Genomic DNA, 19446 nt, shown 5'->3' on the forward strand with positions numbered 1-19446 from the left:
GGGGACGAGGGGCAGCTCGCGCGTGGGCTCACGTGCGGGGGCCTGCTGGAGCAGCGGTTCGATGCGGGAGGCGAGCCCGGCGACGGTGGGCGCTTCGAAGAGGGCGGCGAGCGGCACCTGGACGTGGAAGGTGTCGCGGAGCTGGTTGAGCAGCTGCGCGGCCATCAGCGAGTTGCCGCCCAGCTCCAGGAAGTTGTCGTCGCGTCCGACGAAGTCCACGGCCAGGCGCTCGCGCCACAGCGTGGCGATGCGGACCTCCACGTCACCGCGAGGCATGTCCTCACGGCCACCGGGAATCGGGAGGGCAGGGGGCTCCACGCTCGGACTCGCGGGTGCAGCCGTGCCCGTGCCAGGGTGAGCAACGAGCGGCGCCTGCATCGTGCTCGTGCTCGCGGGCAACGTGTCCACGGGCACGGACGCACCGCCGGGGTCGCGCGGCTCCACCCAGCAGCGCTTGCGCAGGAACCTGTACGTCGGCAGGTGCACGCGGCGGCGCTGCTCGTGGGCGTAGAACGCGGTCCAGTCCACCTCCAGGCCCTGCATCCACAGCTCACCCACGCACTGCAACAGCCCAGACTGCTCCGTCGTCGCACCGCCCTTGCGCAGCGAAGCCATCGCCTTCACGCGCTCCCGGTCCTCGCCCAGGCACGCGCGCACCAACGGGGTGAGGTCCTGTCCCGGGCCCACCTCCAGCAGCACGCTGCACCCTTCCTCCAGCAGGGCCCCCACCGCGTCCGTGAAGCGCACGGGCTGCCGCATCTGCGTGGCCCAGTACTCCGGCGCGGCCAGTTCACCCGGACGCGCCAGCGCCCCCGTGAGGCTGGAGACGTACCGCACGGACGGCTCATTGCGCTGAAGCGAACCCACCCCGCGCGCCAGCTCCGCCATCAGCGGCTCCACGTCCGCCGAGTGGAACGCATGCACCGACGGCATGCGCACCGCCCCCGCCTTGCGCTGCTGCAACACGGCCTGGAAGCGCTCGACCTCATCCACGGGCCCGGACACGACACACCGGTCCGGAGCATTGATGGCCGCGATCGTCAGACGGCCGGAGAGCAGCGGCCGGACCTCCGCCACCGGCAGCGCCACGCCGAGCATCGCGCCCGGAGGCAGCCGGTGCATCAGCTCGCCTCGAAGCACCGCCAGCCGCAGCGCATCCGGCAGCGACAACACCCCCGCGACACACGCCGCCGCGTACTCACCGAAGCTGTGCCCCAGAACGGCATGCGGAACGATGCCCCACGCCTGCCACAGCCGGGCCAGCGCCACCTGCACCGTGAACAGGGCCGGAAGCGCGACGCGCGTGTCGGACGCCTCTGCCTCCTGGCCAGGACCTGGACGCAGCAGCGCCTCCACCCGCGAGCGCAGCGGCGCATCCAGCAGCGCCAGGCACGCCTCCACCTGCGCGTGGAATGCGGGCACGGACGCGTCCAGCTCCCGTCCCATGCCCACCTGCTGCGAACCCTGCCCGGAGAAGACGAACGCCACCCGCTTCCTGCGCGCACCCTCCACGTCCTTCAGCCGCGCGGGCGTGAAGGGCTTCCGAAGCTGCTTCGCCAGGTCCGCCGCGTCGCTGGCGACCACCGCGCGCCGGTACTCGAAGGCCCGCCGTCCCACCGCCTGCGTGTACGCGGCGTCCGCGAACGCACCGTCATCCCTCGCGACCTCCACGGAGAACCGGGCCGACAAGGCCTCCAGTGCCTCCGGTGAACGCGCGGACAGGACCCGCAGCGCCAGCTGCTTCGCCGCCGCCTCCAGCGCTTCCGGTGACGTCGCGGACAACACCTGATCCGCCAGCTTCAACGACGCCGCCTCCAGCGCCTCCGGAGACCGGTCCGCCAGCACGTGCGACGCCAGCGCCTGCGCTCCCGCCTCCAACGCCTCCGGCGAGCGCGCCGACAGCACGAACACCTGATGCGACCGCGTCGAGGGTCCACTCCGGACGACCGGCGCCTCCTCCAGCACGGCGTGCGCGTTCGTCCCGCCCACGCCGAACGAGCTCACCGCCGCGCGCCGGGGCGTCTTCCCCCGAGGCCACGGCTTGAGCCGCGTGTTGACGAAGAATGGTCCCGCGTCGAAGTCGATGCGCGGGTTCGGCGCCTCGAAGTGGAGGCTGGGGGGAATCTCCCCCTCGCGCAGCGACAGCGCGGCCTTGATGAGCCCCGCGAGCCCCGCCACCGTGTCCAGGTGGCCCACGTTCGTCTTGAGCGAGGCCAGCGGGATGGTGCCCCGGTGCTCGGGGCCCAGGCCGTAGGCGCGCTGGAGCGCCGCGACCTCGATGGGGTCGCCCAGCGGCGTCGCCGTCCCGTGCGCCTCCACGTAGCCGATGTCCCTCGCCGCCACGCCCGAACGGCGCAGCGCCTGCGTGATGACGGCCGCCTGGCCCTGCACGCTGGGCGCCGTGAAGCCGGACTTGTCGCGCCCGTCGTTGTTGACGGCGGTGGCCCGGATGACGGCGTGGATGGGGTCGCCGTCGCGGACCGCGTCCTCCAGCCGCTTGAGCACCACCGCGGCCACGCCGCTGCCGGAGACGGTGCCCTTGCCCTGCGCGTCGAAGGCCCGGCAGTGACCGTCCGGGGAGTAGATCATCCCCTCCTGGTGCACGTACCCGGTGCGCTGGGGCACCGACAGCCGGGTCGCCCCCGCGAGCGCCACGTCCGACAGGCCGGACAGCAGGTTCTGACACGCGACGTGCACCGCCACGAGCCCCGTGGAGCACGCCGTGTAGACGAGCATGCTCTCGCCGGTGAGCCCCAGCTTGTAGGACACCTTCGTCGGCAGGCTCTGGTACGTCGCGGTGCCGTACAGCTCGAAGAACGCCGCCGAGTCCAACGGCAGGTTCCGCTGCACCTCGTTCGCGTAACCGGACTCGTTCGCTCCCGCGAAGAGGGAGATGATCCCCGGGAAGCGAGCAGGGTCGATGCCCGCGTCCTCCAGCGCCGCCCAGGCGCACTGGAGGAACATCCGCTGCTGCGGATCCGTCCACTGCGCCTCGCGCAGCGACATGTCGAAGAACGCGGGGTCGAATTCGTCGATGTCCGCGAGGACGCCTTGCGCGGGCACGAATCCCGGGTGCTGCGACAGCGACACGCCCGGAGGCAGGCCGGGCATCGGCTCCAGCTCCTCGGGCGTGAAGCGGGAGATGGACTCCACGCCTTCGCGCAGGTTGCGCCAGAACTCCTCCACCGACGCCGCGCCCGGGAAGCGCCCGGACATGCCGATGATGGCGATGGCATTCGACGGCAATGCATCGGTCCTCGGCTCCGGCGTGGACACGGAAGCGGGCCGGGCAGGCATGACGGGCGCCTCGGGTGGAGGTGAAGCAGGGGCCGGAGTCAGGCCTTCGCGCTCCAGCCGCCGGGCCAGTCCGTGGACCGTCGGGTGTTCGAACAGCCAGACCACGGGCACGTCGCGCCGGAGCGCTTCGTGCAGCCGGCTGGCGACGCGGACCACGGTGAGCGACGTGCCGCCCAGGTCCTCGAAGAAGTGATCATGAACGCCGACGCTCCGGGCCCCCAGTTCGCGGGCCCACACGGCGGCGAGCTGTTCCTCCAGCGGATCCGCGGGCTCCACGAACCGCCCCTTGCGAGCACTGGCCGCGACGTCCGGCGCGGGCAGGGCGCCGCGGTCCAGCTTGCCGGTGGCGGTGAGCGGCAACACGGCCAGCGGGACGAACGCGGCGGGGACCATGTACTCGGGCAGCCGCTGCCGCAGGTGTTCACGCAGCGCCTGGACATCCAGCGCGCCGGACACCACGTAGGCGACGAGCCGCTTGTCGCCGGGCACGTCCTCGCGCACGAGCACGGCCGCGTCGGTGAGCGCGGGCCAGTCGCGGAGCGCGGCTTCGACCTCGGGCAGCTCGATGCGGTAGCCGCGCACCTTCACCTGGCTGTCGATGCGGCCCAGGAACTCCAGGCTTCCGTCCGCGCGCCAGCGCACGAGATCTCCCGTGCGGTACACGCGCTCTCCGGGCGTGGAGGCGAAGGGGTGGGGGATGAAGCGCTCGGCGGTGAGGTCCGGGCGGGAGAGGTAGCCCCGCGCGAGCCCGTCCCCGCCGATGAGCAGCTCCCCCGGCACGCCCACGGGCACCGGACGCAGTGAACCGTCCACCACGTACGTCCGCGTGTTCGGCAGCGGAGGCCCGATGGGGATTGCTTCACCTGGGACATCCTCGGGCCGCTCCATGCGGAAGCAGCAGGTGAAGACGGTGGCCTCGGTGGGGCCGTAGCCGTTGACCACGGGCAGGCCCAGCGCCTCCACCACGCGGCGCGTGTGCGAGGGGGACAGGACGTCTCCGCCGACGAAGAGCTGCCGCAGTCCGCGCAGCACGTCCCGCTTCACGTCCACCACCTGCGCGAACAGGCCCGCGGACAGGTAGAGCGACGTGACGCCATGACGGCGGATGATCTGGCCCAGCAGCTCCAGGTCGGTGGGGGGCTGAGGCGGGAAGACCACCAGCCGGCCGCCGGACAGCAGCGGGCCCCACAGCTCCAGCGTCGAGGCGTCGAAGGACAGCGGCGCCATCAGCAGGAACGTCTCGTCCGGAGTGAAGCGGGCCCAGGTGGCGCCGTGGATGAGCCGCAGCACGCCCCGGTGCTCCACGGCGACGCCCTTGGGGCGGCCGGTGCTGCCGGAGGTGAAGTCCACGTACGCCAGGTTCCGCGAGGACAGCGCCACGTCCGGAGCCATGGAAGGGTGGTCCTCCAGGCGCGTCTCCTCCACGAAGACGCACGGAACATCCTCCGCGACCGGAAGCGACGCTCGCAGCGCGCGGGTGGTGACGAGCAACCGGGGCGGCGCGTCCTCCAGCATCAGGGCCAGCCGCCGGGCCGGATATGCCGCATCCAGCGGGACATACGCCCCGCCTGCCTTGAGGATGGCCAGGAGCGTGACGACGAGCTCCACGGAGCGCTCCAGGCACACCGCCACCAGCGCATCCGGCCCCACGCCCTGCGAGCGCAGCACCCAGGCCAGCGCATTCGCCCGGGCATCGAGCCGCGCATACGTCAGCCGCGCGTCACCGGACTCCAGCGCGATGGCCTCCGGCCGCCGTGAAACCTGAAGCTCGAAGCCTTCCACGAGGTTCGACTCACGCGGGTACTCCACGCCCGTGGCGCTCCAGGCCGTGAGCACCTGCTGGCGCTCCTCGGTCGTGAGCCAGTCCACGCGGGCCAGGGGAAGGTCCGGATCGGCCGTGACAGCGTCCAGCAACGTCCGCAGGTGACCGGACAGCCGCTCCACCGTGGAGCGCTCGAAGAGGTCCGTGCTGTATTCGATGACACCGCGCAGGCCATCCGGCGCTTCGTGCAACAGCAGGCCCAGGTCGAAGCGGGCCGTGGCGTTGTCCACCGGCACTGGCCGCAGCGTGAGCCCCGGCGCCTTCAGCTCCCCGGTGGGCGCGTTCTGGAGCGCGAACACCGTCTGCACCAGCGGGTTGCGGCTCAGGTCGCGACCCACCTGCAGCTCCTCCACCAGCTTCTCGAAAGGCAGGTCCTGGTGCTCGAAGGCGGCGAGCGCCGTGGCCCGGACCTGGGACAGCAGCGCCCGGAACGAGTCCGTGGGACGCACGCGCCCGCGCAGCACCAGCGTGTTCACGAAGAAGCCGACCAGCCCCTCCAGCTCGGCATGATCGCGGCCCGCGATGGGCGAGCCCACCAGCAGCTCCTCCTGCCGCGAGTACCGCGACAGCAGCACCTGCCACACCGCGAGCAGCGCCATGTACGGCGTCGCGCCTTCCGAGCGGCCCAGCGCCACCAGCCGGTCCACCGTCACCGACGGAAGGTGCACGGGAAGCAGCGCCCCCTTCGTGGACTGGAGCGGAGGACGCGCCTTGTCCGTGGGCAGCTCCAGCACCTGGGGAGCGCCCGCGAGGTGCTGCTTCCACCACGACACCTCGCGCGCCAGCACATCCCCCTGGAGCCACGAGCGCTGCCACACGGCGAAGTCCGCGGGCTGCACCGGAAGCGCCGGCAACACGGGCGTCCGGCCGGAAGCGAAGGCCTCGTAGCCAGCGGCCACTTCGCGGACCAGCACGCCCAGCGACCAGCCATCGGAGACGATGTGGTGCATGCACAGGAGCAGCAGGTGCTCGCGTGCATCCAGACGCAGCAGCCGCGTGCGCAGGACCGGTCCCCGTCCCAGATCGAAGGGACGCGAGGCCTCCTCCTCTGCGTGCCGCTGGGCCTCGGTGGGCAGGGAGGTGAGGTCCGTGATCGGCAGCTCCCGCGCACCCGCAGCGTGCACCTGCTGGACGGGCTGACCGTCCTTCATCGCGAAGGTCGTGCGCAGGGCTTCATGCCGGGAGACGACGAACTCCAATGCCCGGCGCAGCGCCTCCACGTCCAGCGCGCCGTCCAGCCGCAGCGCGGTGGCGATGTTGTAGTGGCTCTGGCCCGGGCGGAGCTGTTCCACCACCCACAGGCGCTGCTGCGCGAAGGACACCGGCAGGTCCCGGTCCCGCGACGTGGCGACGAGGGCCGGGATGCTCGGCCCCGCGACGCGCGAGAGGAGCCGGGCCTCCACCTGCTCCGTGAGCCTGGCGACGGTGGGCGCTTCAAAGAGGGCGCGCAGCGGCAGCTCCACTCCGAAGGTCGAACGCAGCCGGGAGACGAGCTGCGTGGCCAGCAGTGAATGACCTCCGATGACGAAGAAGTCATCGTGCAGCCCCACCGACTCCAGGCGGAGCAGGTCCTGGAACAGCGTGGCGATGCGCTGCTGGAAGAGCGTCATCCGCTCCGGAGCCGCGGGCCCTGCCGCGACCGAGCGCGCATCCGGATCAGGCAGCGCCTTGCGGTCCACCTTGCCCACGGGCGTGAGCGGCAGTGCGTCCAGCGGTACGAACGCGGAGGGCACCAGCGGAGCGGGCAGCCGTTCGGAGACGAAGGCCCGCAGCGCCGCTGCCTCCACCGGAGCGCCCGGCACGTACCACGCGACGAGGCGATCCCCGCTCACACCAGCCACCGCGCCCTTCACGGACGGGTGCTGGCGGAGGATGGCCTCCACCTCGCTCAGCTCGATGCGGAAGCCGCGCAGCTTCACCTGCGTGTCCATGCGGCCCAGGAAGTCCAGCGTGCCGTCCGCCAGCCAGCGCACGCGATCGCCCGTGCGGTAGATCCGGGCACCGGGCATGTCGCCAAACGGCGATGGCACGAAGCGCTCCGCCGTCAGCTCCGGGCGGCCCAGGTAGCCCCGGGCCAGGCCGTCACCGCCCAGGTACAGCTCTCCCGGGACGCCCACGGGCACGGGCTGGCCATGCGCATCCAGCACGTACGCCTGGACCCGCGTCATCGGCCGGCCGATGGGCACCGAGGTCGCGTGCTCCGGCAGCTCCACGATGTCGTGCGTGGTGACGCCCACGGTGGTCTCCGTGGGGCCGTACAGGTTCACCAACCGGCCCGGCGGCCCCGCGCGCAGCACCGCTCGAGCCGCATCCGCGTTCGCGGCCTCCCCCGCGTAGAGGACCGTCCGCATCGTGGCGAATGCGTCCGGGACCTCGCGCGCCACGGTGTGGAACAACGCCGTGGCGAACAGCGCCGTCGTGGCGCCCACCTCGCGCAGCGTGCGCGCCAGCTCCGCCGGAGCCAGCGTGACTTCACGCGGAAGGATGACGAGCCGCGCACCGTTGAGCAGCGCGCCCCAGACCTCGAAGGTGGCCAGGTCGAACGAAGGCGTGCCCGCCTGCACCACGCAGTCGTCCGGCCCCAGCTGGACGTAGTTCGTGTCCCGCACCAGGTGCACGATGGAGTGGTGCGTGATGCCCACGCCCTTGGGCGTGCCCGTGGATCCCGACGTGTAGAGCACGTAGGCCAGTTGCTCCGGCCGCACGGTGACGCCGTCGGAGTCGGGCCCGGGCTCCTGCTCGTCCGCGTCCAGGTTCACCGTGGGCAGGGCGTGTCCGGGAAGGGCACCCAGCAGATGGCCCTGGCCCACCACCGCGCAGATGCCCGCGTCCTCGAACATGAACGCCAGTCGTGAGCGCGGATAGGCGGGGTCCATGGGCACGTAGCAGCCGCCCGCCTCCAGGATGCCGAGCATCCCCACCACCAGCTCCAGACCCCGCTCCACGCACAGCGCGACGCGAGCCTCGGGAGGAAGACCCAAGGCCCACAGGCGCCGGGCCAATCGCCGGGCCCGCTCCGCCAGCGCCCCGTAGGTGAGCACCCGGCCCTCGTGCTGGACCGCGATGGCCTCTGGAGCGCGGAGGACCTGGGCCGCGAACAGCTCCGGGACGGTCTGCGGCGCGAGCGGACGGTGCGTGGCGTTCCAGTCCAGGAGCACGCGCTGACGCTCCTCACCTTCGAGCAACGAGTGCTCCCGCACGGGCACCTCCGGCCGGGACGTGAGCGCGCCGAGCAGCGACTCGAAGTGCGCCATCATCCGGGTGACGGTGGCGGGGTCGAAGAGGTCGGTGCTGAAGCTCACGTCGCCGCTGAACGCGCCGTCGCGTTCCTGGAGGCTGAGGTCCAGGTCGAACTTCGCGGTGGTCATCGCGCCCCCGCGCAGCTCCAGGCGGAGGCCGGGAAGGCCCAGCGCGCCCACGGGAGCGTTCTGGAACGTGAACGCCACCTGGAACAGCGGAGACCGGCTCAGGTCCCGAGCCCCCTGCATGCCCTCCACCAGCTTCTCGAAGGGGAGGTCCTGGTGCGAGTACGCCGCGAGCGTCGTCGCCTTCACCTGGGACAGCAACGCGCGGAACGAACCCCGAGGGGCGATGCGAGCACGCAACACCAGCGTGTTGACGAAGAACCCGATGAGCCCTTCTGTCTCCGCGCGGTTGCGGTTGGCGATGGCGGAGCCCACGAGCACGTCGTCCTGGCCCGAGTAGCGCGACAGCAGCAGCTGGAAGCCCGCGAGCAGCGCCATGAATGGCGTGGCGCCTTCCCGCGCCGCCAGCGCCCGCACCGAGTCGGACACTGCCGGAGCCAGCGCCACTGGAAGCGACGCGCCCCGGAACGACTGCGCGACGGGACGAGGCCGGTCGGTGGGAAGCTCCAGCGCGGTGGGCGCGCCGTCGAGCTCCCGCCGCCACCAGTCCAGCTCCGCCTGAAGCACGTCCCCCTGGAGCCACGAGCGCTGCCAGAGCGCGAAGTCCGCGTACTGGAGGGGCAGGGGAGGCAGCGACGGGGACTGACCGGATGCGAAGGCCCGGTACAGCGCGCCCAGCTCACGAGCGAAGACCCCGATGGACCAACCGTCGGAGACGATGTGGTGCAGCGTGAGCAGCAACCAGTGGCGCCGGGCCTCCAGCCGCAGCAGCACGGCGCGCACGAGCGGCCCCGAGCCCAGGTCGAACGGCCGGGCGGCTTCGGCGGCGGCGTGACGATGGGCCTCGGCGTCACGCTGGGCTTCAGGAAGGGCCTCCAGCGAAATCACAGGCAGCGTGAGCGCGGCTTCGGCGTGGAGCCGCTGGACCGGTGTGTCCCCTTCGGACACGAACGTGGTGCGCAGCACTTCATGCCGGAGCACCAGGGCCTGGAGCGACCGCTCCAGCGCGGAAGCCTCCAGCGCCCCGTCGAGCACCAGGATGCCGGGGACGTTGTAGAAGGCGCTGCCGGGCTGGAGTTGATCCAGGAACCACAGCCGCTGCTGCGCATACGACAGCGGCACAGGACTGGAGCGAGGCGCTGCCACCAGCGGCGGAGTCACCGGACGCGAAGCGCCCTGGGAGCGCAAGGCCGCCACGCGGACCGCGAGCGTCTCCACCGTGGGCGCGGCGAAGAGGTCTCCCAGGGGCAGCTCCACCCCCAGCGTTGAACGCAACCGGGACACCACCTGCGTGGCCAGCAGCGAGTGGCCCCCCAGGTCGAAGAAGTCATCGTGGACGCCCACGCGGGGAACGTGCAGCACCTCCGCGAAGAGGGCGGCCAGCTGTTCCTCCACCGCCTCGCGAGGCGCGACGTACGTGTCCGCCGCAGCCACGGGGGCTTCGGGAGCGGGAAGGGCGGAGCGGTCCAATTTGCCGTTGGCGTTGAGCGGCAGGGCCTCCAGCACCACGAAGGCGCTGGGGATGAGGTAGTCGGGGAGCCACTGCTGAAGCCCAGCGCGCAGTGCCTTGCCGTCCAGGGATGCGCCGGTGACGTAGGCCACCAGGCGCTTGTCTCCGGCGGAGTCCTCTCGCACCACGGCCACGGCTTCCTGGACGCCCGGCAGGGCACGCAGGGCCGCTTCGACCTCGCCGGGTTCGATGCGGAAGCCGCGCAGCTTCACCTGGAAGTCGGTGCGGCCCAGGAACTCCAACGTGCCGTCGGCGCGCCAGCGCGTCCGGTCTCCCGTGCGGTAGAGCCGTGCGCCCGGCGTCGTGCTGAACGGATGGGGCACGAAGCGCTCGGCGGTGAGGGCGGGCTGGTGGAGGTAGCCCCACGCGAGCCCTTCACCGCCGACGTACAGCTCTCCCGGCATGCCGGGAGGCACCGGCCGCATCACCGGATCCAGCACGTAGACGGTGGAGTGGGGCAGCGGCAGGCCGATGGGAACGGAAGCCCCCACCGGGTCGCCCGCGTGCATCCGGTGCGTGGCGGAGAACGTCGTGTTCTCGGTAGGGCCGTAGCCGTTGATCAGCACCGAGTCCGGACGCATGCGCGCCAGGTGTTCCCGCACGCGGGACACCGGGAGCACGTCGCCTCCCGCCAGCACCTGCGCCACGGAAGCCAGGGCCTCCGGATGGTGAACGGCCATCTGTTCGAAGAGGGCGGCCGTGAGCCACAGCGTGGTGACGCGGTGCCCGGTCAGCGCCTCCGCGATGCGCGCGAGGGACAGCTCCCCCGCAGGCGCGAGCACGAGCCGGGCCCCATGCAGCAGCGCGCCCCAGATTTCGAGCGTGGACGCATCGAACGCGGCCGGCGCGAGCTGGAGGAAGACCTCGTCCGGACCGAAGCGCATGAAGTCCGAGTCCACCACCAGCCGCAGCACGGCTCGGTGCGGGACACAGACGCCCTTGGGCGTCCCGGTGGAACCCGAGGTGAAGAGGACATACGCCAGCCGGTCTCCCGTCGAGTTCGGGTCCGGAGGCGCCGTCGTGGGCCGCGACGCCAGCCGGGACGCGTCCGCGTCCAGCAGCACCAGCGGAGTCATCAAAGACGGCAGCTCATCCGCAACCGCTTCCCGTGTGACGACCATCGCGGCCCCGGACTGCTCCAGCAGGAGGGACCAGCGCTCGGGAGGCGCATGCAGGTCGATGGGGACGTAGGCCGCACCGGCCTTGAGCACCGCCAGCAGTGACACGATGAGGTCCGGCGAGCGGGGCAGCAGCACCGCGACGCGGCTGCCCTCGGCGATGCCAGAGGCGCGCAGGTGGTGCGCGAGCTGGTTCGCCCGAGCGTCGAGCTGCGCATAGGTCAGGCTTCCATCCTCGGACACCAGCGCCACCGCGTCCGGAGCCCGCGCGACCTGTTCCGCGAAGCGGGCCGGAATGGACTGCATGGAGAAGTCCCGGACAGACGAAACACCACTCCAGTCCTCCAGCACCTGACGCCGTGCCTCGGTGCGCATCAGCGGCAGCTGCCCCACGGGGACCTCCAGCTGTGCGGGCAGCGCCTCCAGCAGCGCGGCGTAGCCCTGCATCAACCCTTGGAGGGAGGCCGCGTCGAAGAGGTCGGTGTTGTAATGGAGGCTGCCGGAGAATCCGTCCGGCGACTCCTCCAGGATGAGGCTGAAGTCGTACTTCGACGGCGTGAAGGGAGGCGGCAGCTCACGCAGCGAGAGCTCTGGCAGCCGCCATTCCGCGGCGGGCGCGTTCTGGAGGGTGAGGGTGACCTGGAAGAACGGCGTGTGGCTCGGGTCGCGCGCGGGTTGCAGCTCCTCCACCAGCTTTTCGAAAGGGACGTCCTGGTGTTCGAAGGCGCCCAGGGTGGTGGCACGAACCTGGTCCAGCAGCGTCCGGAACGAAGCGCGAGGGTCGATGCGAGCGCGCATCACCAGCGTGTTGACGAAGAAGCCAATCAGCCCCTCCGTCTCCGAACGGGTGCGGCCCGCGACCGGAGCGCCCACGCTGACGTCGTCCTGTCCGGCATACCGGGACAGCAGCAGCTGGTACGCGGCCAGCAGCACCATGAACGGAGTGGTGCCCGTCTGCCTCGCCACGGCATGCACGCCGTCGGTCAGAGTCCGGGGCAGCCGCACCGCGAGCGAGTCCCCCGAGAACGTCTGCACCGCCGGACGAGGCCGGTCGGTGGGAAGCATCAAGAGCGGAGGCGCCCCCGCGAGCTGCGCACGCCACCATGCAAGCTGTCCGTTGAGCACGTCCCCCTGGAGCCAGGAGCGCTGCCACGCGGCGAAGTCGGCGTACTGGAAGGGAAGCGGCGGGAGTGAAGGTTCCTGACCGGAAGCGAAGGCCCGGTACAGGGAGACCAGCTCGCGCACGAGCACCCCCGTGGACCAGCCATCTGAAGCAATGTGGTGCGTGAGGACGAGCAGCACGTGCCGCCTCTCCTCCAACCGCACGAGCACCGCACGGAAGAGCGGGCCGCGAGCCAGGTCGAAAGGCCGCTGAGCCTGCGCGGCAACGAAGTCCCGCAGCCGCGCCTCACGCGCAAAAGCGGGCAGTGCGTCCAGGTTCACGAACTCGAACGGGCATGCCCCAGGGGGCGCGATGCGCTGGACGGGACCGTGAGCACCGGAGACGAACGTGGTGCGCAGCACCTCATGCCGTGCGACCAGCGCGTCCAGGGCATGCCGCAGCGCGGGAACCTGGAGCGCGCCTTCGAGCAGCACAGTCCCGGGAAGGTTGTACGCGACGCCACCGGGCTGAAGCTGCTCCAGGAACCACAGGCGCTGCTGCGCGAAGGACAGTGCAAGTTCTCCGTCCCGCGCCACAGGCCGCAAGGGGTGCGCTCGCGGACCCGCGTGCTGGCCCTGTGCTTCATCCAGCGCCGAAGCCAGCCCCGCGAGCGTCGACGCCTTGAACACGACGCGCAGGGGCAGCTCCACCTGCCACGCCGCACGGATGCGCGAAAGCAGCTGGGTCGCCAGCAGCGAATGCCCCCCCAGCGCGAAGAAGTCATCATGCGCGCCCACGCGCTCCACACGCAGCAGCTCCGCCCAGAGCGACGCCAGCCGCTCCTCCGTGGGCGTGCGCGGCGCGACGTACTCCGGAGCCACCGCCGAGCCCGAATCCGGCACGGGAAGCGCCTTGCGGTCGACCTTGCCGCTGGATGTCAGGGGCAGTGCCTCCAGCGGAACGAAGGCGCGGGGCACCATGTACTCGGGAAGCCTCTGCGCGAGGAACGCCCGAAGGGCCTCCGTCTCCAGCACCTCCGTCCCGCCGACCCAATACGCCACCAGCCGCGTGTCGCTCGCCGTGACGCCCCCGAGCGCCACGACGACCGCGCGCCGCACGGCCGGATGCTGCTCCAGCGCGGCTTCAATCTCCCCCAGCTCGATGCGCAGTCCGCGCACCTTGACCTGGAAGTCGGTTCGGCCCAGGTACTCGATGGCGCCGTCGGGCAGCCACCGGGCGAGGTCCCCCGTGCGGTACAGCCGGGCCCCGGGCGTGTCGCTGTACGCGTCCGGGATGAAGCGCTCGGCGGTCAGCTCCGGCCGGCCCAGATACCCTCGGCCCACCTGCACGCCGCCGATGAACAGCTCTCCCGGCACGCCCTGGGGCACCAGCCGCAGGGACGCGTCCAGCAGCCGGATGTCCGTGTTCGCCACCGGATGCCCGATGGGGACGCAACGCCCCAGCGCTCCGCGGACGCACTCGTACGCGGTGACCTCCACCGCGGCCTCGGTGGGGCCATAGAGGTTGTGCAGCCGGATGCCGGGAAGCCGGGCCAGGCACCGCTCCGCCAGCTCCAGCGGCAGCGCCTCACCGCTGCACACCACCCGGCGTAGCGACGCGCACCGCTCCAGGCCGGGCTCCTCCAGGAACGCCTGGAGCATGGACGGCACGAAGTGCGTGACGGTGATGCGCTCCCGAGCGATGAGGTCCGCCAGATAGCCCGGCTCCTGGTGTCCGCCGGGCCGGGCCACCACCAGCCGGGCCCCCGTCATCAAGGGCCAGAAGAACTCCCACACGGACACGTCGAAGCTGAACGGAGTCTTCTGCAGCACCGCATCGTCCGGCGACAGCGCCTGCGCCCCCTGCATCCACAGGAGCCGGTTGACGATGCCCGCATGCGCGTTCATCGCGCCCTTCGGCCGCCCCGTGCTGCCAGAGGTGAAGATGACGTACGCCAGCGCAGCCTCCGTGGCCACCGGAGGCGGAGTCGCGGACGGCTGCCGGGCCACCTCCGCCCACTGTGAGTCCAGCCGGAGCACCGGCACGCCGTCCCCAGGCAACCGCTCCACCAGCCGCTCCTGGATGAGCACCACGGAGGGCCGCGCATCCTCGAACATCCAGGCAAGCCGCTGCGAGGGCAGTGCCGGGTCGAGCGGAACGTAGGCCCCGCCCGCCTTCAACGTCGCGAGCAGCGCCACCACCAGCTCCAGCGACCGCTCCAGCATCAACCCGACGCGAACCTCCGGCCCCACGCCCATCGACCGCAGCCGCCACGCCAGCTGATTGGCTCGACCATCGAGCTGGGCATACGTGAGCGCCGTCTCCCCGAGCGTGACGGCCACCGCGTCGGGCGAGCGCGCCACCTGCGCCTCCACCAGTTGATGCAGCAGCACCCCGCGAGGAAACGCCTCCCGAGGCCCGTTCCAAGCACGCAGCACACGCTGACGCTCGGCCGGGTCCAGGAGGGACAGCTCCGACAGGCGCGCATCCGGCCGGGACACGGCGTCCTCCAGCAGGACGCGCAGGTGTCCCATCAGCCGCACCATCGAGGCTTCATCGAAGAGGGCGGTGCGGTACTCGGCGGTGAGGCGCAGGCCGTCCGTCTGTTCGAAGGCGAAGAGGGTGAGGTCGAACTGCGCGAAGCCGCTGTCCACCAGCTGCGCGTCCAACGACAGCCCGGGCAGGCGCACGGCCGGAAGGGGCGTGTTCTGCAGGACGAACATCACCTGGAAGAACGGAGGCACGTCCAGGTGGCGCGGGGGCTGGAGCACCTCCACCAGCTTCTCGAAAGGCACGTCCTGGTGCGCGAAGGCCTCCACCGACGTCGCCTGCACGCGGCCCACGAGCGCACGGAACGAAGGGTCTCCGGCCAGCGACGTGCGAAGCGCGAGCGTGTTGACGAACAACCCGACCAGCGGCTCCACCTCCGAGCGCGAGCGCCCCGCCACGGGAGTGCCGACCGTGAGGTCCTCCTGTCCGGAGTAGCGAGAGAGCAGCACCTGGAAGCCCGCGAGCAGCACGGTGAAGAGCGTGGTGCCCTCCTGTGCCGCCAGCGCCGCGAGCCGCTGCACCAGCGAGCCCGGCAACATCGAGGACACGGTCGCGCCCCGGCCATCCACCTGTCCGGCCCGAGGCCGGTCCGTGGGCAGCGACAGGACGGCCCGCGCATCCAGCCGCGAGCGCCAGAAGTCGATCGCCACCGTCAGCGCTTCGCCCCTCAACGCCTCCCGCTGCCACACGGAGAAGTCCGCGTACTGCAGCGCCAGCTCGGGCAGCACCGGCGTCCCACCCGAAGCCAGGGCCTCGTAGGCGACGCCCAGCTCATGCACCAGCAGACCCATGGACCAGCCATCGGACACGGTGTGGTGCAGCGCGAGCAGCAACAGGTGCTCATCCGGCGAAACGGCGAACAGCACGGCGCGCAGCAGCGGTCCCTGCTCCAGGTCGAACGGCGCGCGAGCCTCCTCGTGCAGCCGGCGCCACGCCTCGGCGGCATCCGCCACCGGCACCACGGGCAGGGGCACGTCCAGCTCCGGCGCGATGCGCTGCCACGGCCGTCCGTCCTGCTCCACGAAGGTGGTGCGCAGCACCGCGTGGCGGCGCACCACTTCATTCAGGCTGCCCGCCAGCGCGGCCACGTCGAGCCGCCCCTCCAGCCGCACCGAATAGAGCAGGTTCAGCCCGGCCTGCCCGGGCGCCAGCCGCTCCTGGAACCACATCCGCTCCTGGCCGAACGACGCCGGGACCCGCGAGGTGGGGCGGCGCTTCTCGCGCAGCAGTTCCGCCAGCCGCGCGCGCTTCTGCTCAGGGGTGGAAGCCATGGGGAAGAGACTCCTTGGGAGGGGGCCCTCGCGAACGCACGGGAAGGCGATGGGGCGGCTTCCCGGGCTCGCGAGCGCGCGGGATAGTAGACAGGCCCCCCGACACGCCCGCAGCGATTTGGTCGCGGGGCCTGGCTGTCAGCCCGCTCGGGGGCGCGGCCCTGTGTACGGAGTGGGCCGAGCTGGAATTCCGCTCCACGCACGGTGTCTGGTCACATGTTTCAGCGGTGTTTCACCGTGGTGCTGAAACGCCCGCGCCGGACGTTTCCACTAGACTTCGGGAATGCCCGAACTCTTCCGGATCCGCGAAGCCGAACCCACCGACGCCGCGCGGATCACCCAGGTGCTCCGCGACGCCTTCGAGGAATACCGTGGCCGTCTGGATCCGCCCTCCAGCGCGCACGACAAGACGGAGGCCGTGGTGCGGCGCGAGCTGTCGGACGGCGGCGCCTTCGTCGCGGAGGCGGACGGCGTGCTCTTCGGCTGCGTGTTCTTCCATCCGAAGGGGGACCACCTGTACCTGGATCGGCTCGCGGTGCTTCCATCGCACCGGGGCCAGGGCGCATCGCTGCGCCTCATGCAGGCGGTGGAATCGCGAGCCCGCGAGCTGGGCCACACGCGCGTGCGGCTGTCGGTGCGGCTCGCGCTCACGTCGCACCATGCGTGGTACGCGCGTCAGGGTTACCGCTTCCATTCCCACGGCACGCACGAGGGCTACACGTCGCCCACGTTCCTGGTGCTGGAGAAGACGCTCTGACGTTCAGCCGCGAGGGGGCAGGGGGATGCGGCGGCCCTCCAGGTCGCTCTGGTTTGCCGCCTGGATGACCCGCACCGCCTCGCTCGCGCTCAGCGCCGTCACGGGAACGGGCGCGCCGTGGAGGATGGCCGTGCCGAGCTGCCGGTAGAACTGGCCGTAGTCACCGGGCAGGGTGGAGACGGTCTCCCCCGAGGCCAGCAGCCGGCCGTGACGCTCCGAGGGCTCGCGGCCAAAGTCCGGATGGCCGGGGCGCAGGCCCGCTTCAAGCTGTCCCTCCTGCGGATCCAGCGAGTGCTTCAGGTACGCATCCCGGTCGCCCTGCAACACGAAGCGGGGCCAGGGCGCGTGCACCACGGATCCGGAGTGCAGCACCACGCGCAGCGAGCCGTAGCGCAGCACCAGGTGGAACCAGTCCACGCCTTGGGCGCCCGGACGTTGCCGGCCCAGGTCCGCGGTCACGGACTCCGGAAGGCCGAAGAGCTGCACGGCTTGATCAACGAGGTGCGAGCCCAGGTCCCACAGCGTCCCGCCGCCGGCCCCATCCTGTTCCTTCCAGCGATCCTTCACCTGGGGACGCAAGCGGTCGAAGTGGCTCTCGAAGCTGTAGAGCGTCCCCAGCCGCCCCTGTTCCAGCAGCTGGCGCACGGTGAGGAAGTCACCGTCCCAGCGCCGGTTGTGGAACACGGTGAGGCACAGGCCGCGCTCCTTCGCGAGCGCATCCAGCCTCAGCGCTTCGTCCGCGTCGAGCGCGAAGGGCTTCTCCACCACCACATGTTTGCCCGCGCGCAGCGCCTGAGCAGCAAGCGACGCATGCGAATCATTGGGCGTACACACGACGAGCACATCCAGGTCCGGATCCGCCAGCAGTGACTCCACGGTGCCGGTGCGGACGCCAGGCCAGTCACGGGCCACGGCATCCACGCGGCTGGAAGCCACGGCGGTCAGGGCGAACGCAGGCTCCGCGGCGATGAGGGGCCCATGGAAACGAGCGCCGGACAGGCCATAGCCGAGGAGGCCCACCCGCAGAGGGGAGCCAGGGACACGAGCGGAGGTCATGGGCCAGAAGGGTAGCGGGAAGCAGCCCCAATGCGGACAGACATGAACGCGAGTCCGCAGGGAGGGATGACTCAAGGTGCGCGGAGATTGGCCGCGACGTCGCACGGTCACGGACGGCCAATCGGGGCCACGGGATGGCCGCCCCCCGGGCGCGGTTGCCGAAAAACCTGTCCGACAGTCGGACAGGTTTTTTTCGTCCGGCTCCGGAGGGGAGCCTCGCGCGTCCATGTCAGACCCCTGTGGTTGGATGGCGATGCTGGGACGAGGAGGGGGAATGGGGATGGGGCACGGCGGGCTCGTGGCGTACGTGGAAGCACAGATTGAGCGCGACATCGCGCTGGGGCGGATTCACCCGAGCGGGCAGTTCGGCTCGGAAGCGAAGCTGGCGCGGCACTATGACGTCTGCCGGGGCACCATCCGTGAGGCGCTGCGGCGGCTGGCGGCGCGGGGCGTGGTGGTGCAGCGCCCTGGACGCAAGACGCGCGCGGTGCCGCTGGATGAGTCGCTGACGCTGGAGAACCTGGGCCTGGCGCTGCGTGACATGTGCTCGCCGGACGCCCGGTGGCTCCTGGAGGGCTACTTCAGCCTCCGGCGGCAGGTGCTGGTGGAGCTCTTGTCCGACTGCTGCGCACGGGCCTCCGAGCGGGACCTGGACCGATTGGGGAGCATCTGCTTCGGACTCTGGGATGCGGCGCGCTGGGAGTCGGGGGCTTCCTGCGCCCAGGTGGAGTTCGAGTTGCTGCGGCTGGCGGCCCGGGTGGCGGACCGGCCCGGGCACGTGCTCCTCGTGCAGTCCCTGCAGCGGGCCTTCATGGTCGGCGCGGCCGAGTTGCTGCCTCTTCTGGGAGGTGAGCCGCTGCGCCAGTGGGTAAACTGCGCGAAGGATGCCCTGCATGATCGCGATACGCGGGCCATCCAGCACGCCCTGCCGGCGCTGATGAAGGCACACGATGACCTTGTGCTGGACGCTTTCGCTCCTGTCGCCCAGAGGCATGCAGTCCCCGAAGTCGATCGCGCCCAGCAAGGCCAGCCTGTCGCCACCGCTTCGGTAGTGGAGGAGCAGGTCTCTGGTTGCCTTGAGCCAGCCGCAGAGGACTCCGTCTGCTCGCATGACGAGACTTCCACCACGGAGCCCGCAGGCGGGATTCCGCTGGCACCGACCGCACCCAGGTCGGACGGGGACGAGCCAAGGACAGTTGCAGGGGGACTGTCCGACAGTCCTTCAGGTGCGGTGCTGACGCCGAGCAGCCAGCGCGGTCGCACCCTGGACCGACTGAGGTGGTGGGCCTCGCGCCTCTGGCGCTTCATTGCCAGCTCGCTGGGCGCACGTGATTCGTGAAACGAAGTCCTGGCGACCTGCCTAGAGTTCGCGTCATGGACACCGTGCCCCTCATCGACGTCCGCGCCCTGGTCGATTCCACGTCGAGCCTCCCGGCCCGAAGGACGGTCGCCGCTCGCATGGGTGCGGCCTGCCGGAACACCGGCTTCTTCTACGTCGTGGGGCACGGTGTGGACGTGGGGCTCCAGTCCCGGTTGGAGGCGCTGGCCCGGGACTTCTTCGCTCGGCCGGAGGAGGAGAAGCAGCGGGTGCGCATGGC

The 19446-nt window shown here is 71.2% G+C and carries 5 protein-coding genes; 3 read left to right on the forward strand and 2 right to left on the reverse strand.

Annotated elements, in window-relative coordinates:
• The coding region (locus D7X55_RS16885) for a non-ribosomal peptide synthase/polyketide synthase (protein WP_121723589.1) at window positions 1-16035 on the reverse strand (16035 nt) is incomplete at its 3' end.
• Between the two features lie 283 nt (window positions 16036-16318).
• Between D7X55_RS16885 and D7X55_RS16890 the strand changes: the two genes are divergently transcribed.
• Entirely contained in the window at window positions 16319-16792 is a 474-nt protein-coding gene (locus tag D7X55_RS16890; protein ID WP_121723590.1) for a GNAT family N-acetyltransferase, read from the forward strand.
• Between the two features lie 3 nt (window positions 16793-16795).
• Here the strand turns inward: D7X55_RS16890 and D7X55_RS16895 are convergent, their stop codons facing one another.
• Window positions 16796-17812, reverse strand: a complete 1017-nt coding sequence (locus tag D7X55_RS16895) for an oxidoreductase (protein WP_233609885.1) — start codon at window positions 17810-17812, stop codon at window positions 16796-16798.
• Between the two features lie 310 nt (window positions 17813-18122).
• Between D7X55_RS16895 and D7X55_RS16900 the strand changes: the two genes are divergently transcribed.
• Both D7X55_RS16900 and D7X55_RS16905 read left to right on the forward strand, forming a co-directional pair.
• Window positions 18123-19187 carry a FadR/GntR family transcriptional regulator gene (locus D7X55_RS16900; RefSeq protein ID WP_120548592.1) on the forward strand — a complete coding sequence of 355 codons (1065 nt, stop codon included), beginning with the start codon at window positions 18123-18125 and terminating at the stop codon, window positions 19185-19187.
• Window positions 19188-19222: 35 nt separating this feature from the next.
• Window positions 19223-19446, forward strand: a 224-nt coding sequence (locus D7X55_RS16905) for a 2-oxoglutarate and iron-dependent oxygenase domain-containing protein (protein ID WP_199746989.1), incomplete at its 3' end; no start/stop codon positions are given.

The sequence above is a fragment of the Corallococcus sp. AB049A genome (assembly GCF_003668885.1).
GTDB classification, from domain to species: domain Bacteria; phylum Myxococcota; class Myxococcia; order Myxococcales; family Myxococcaceae; genus Corallococcus; species Corallococcus interemptor.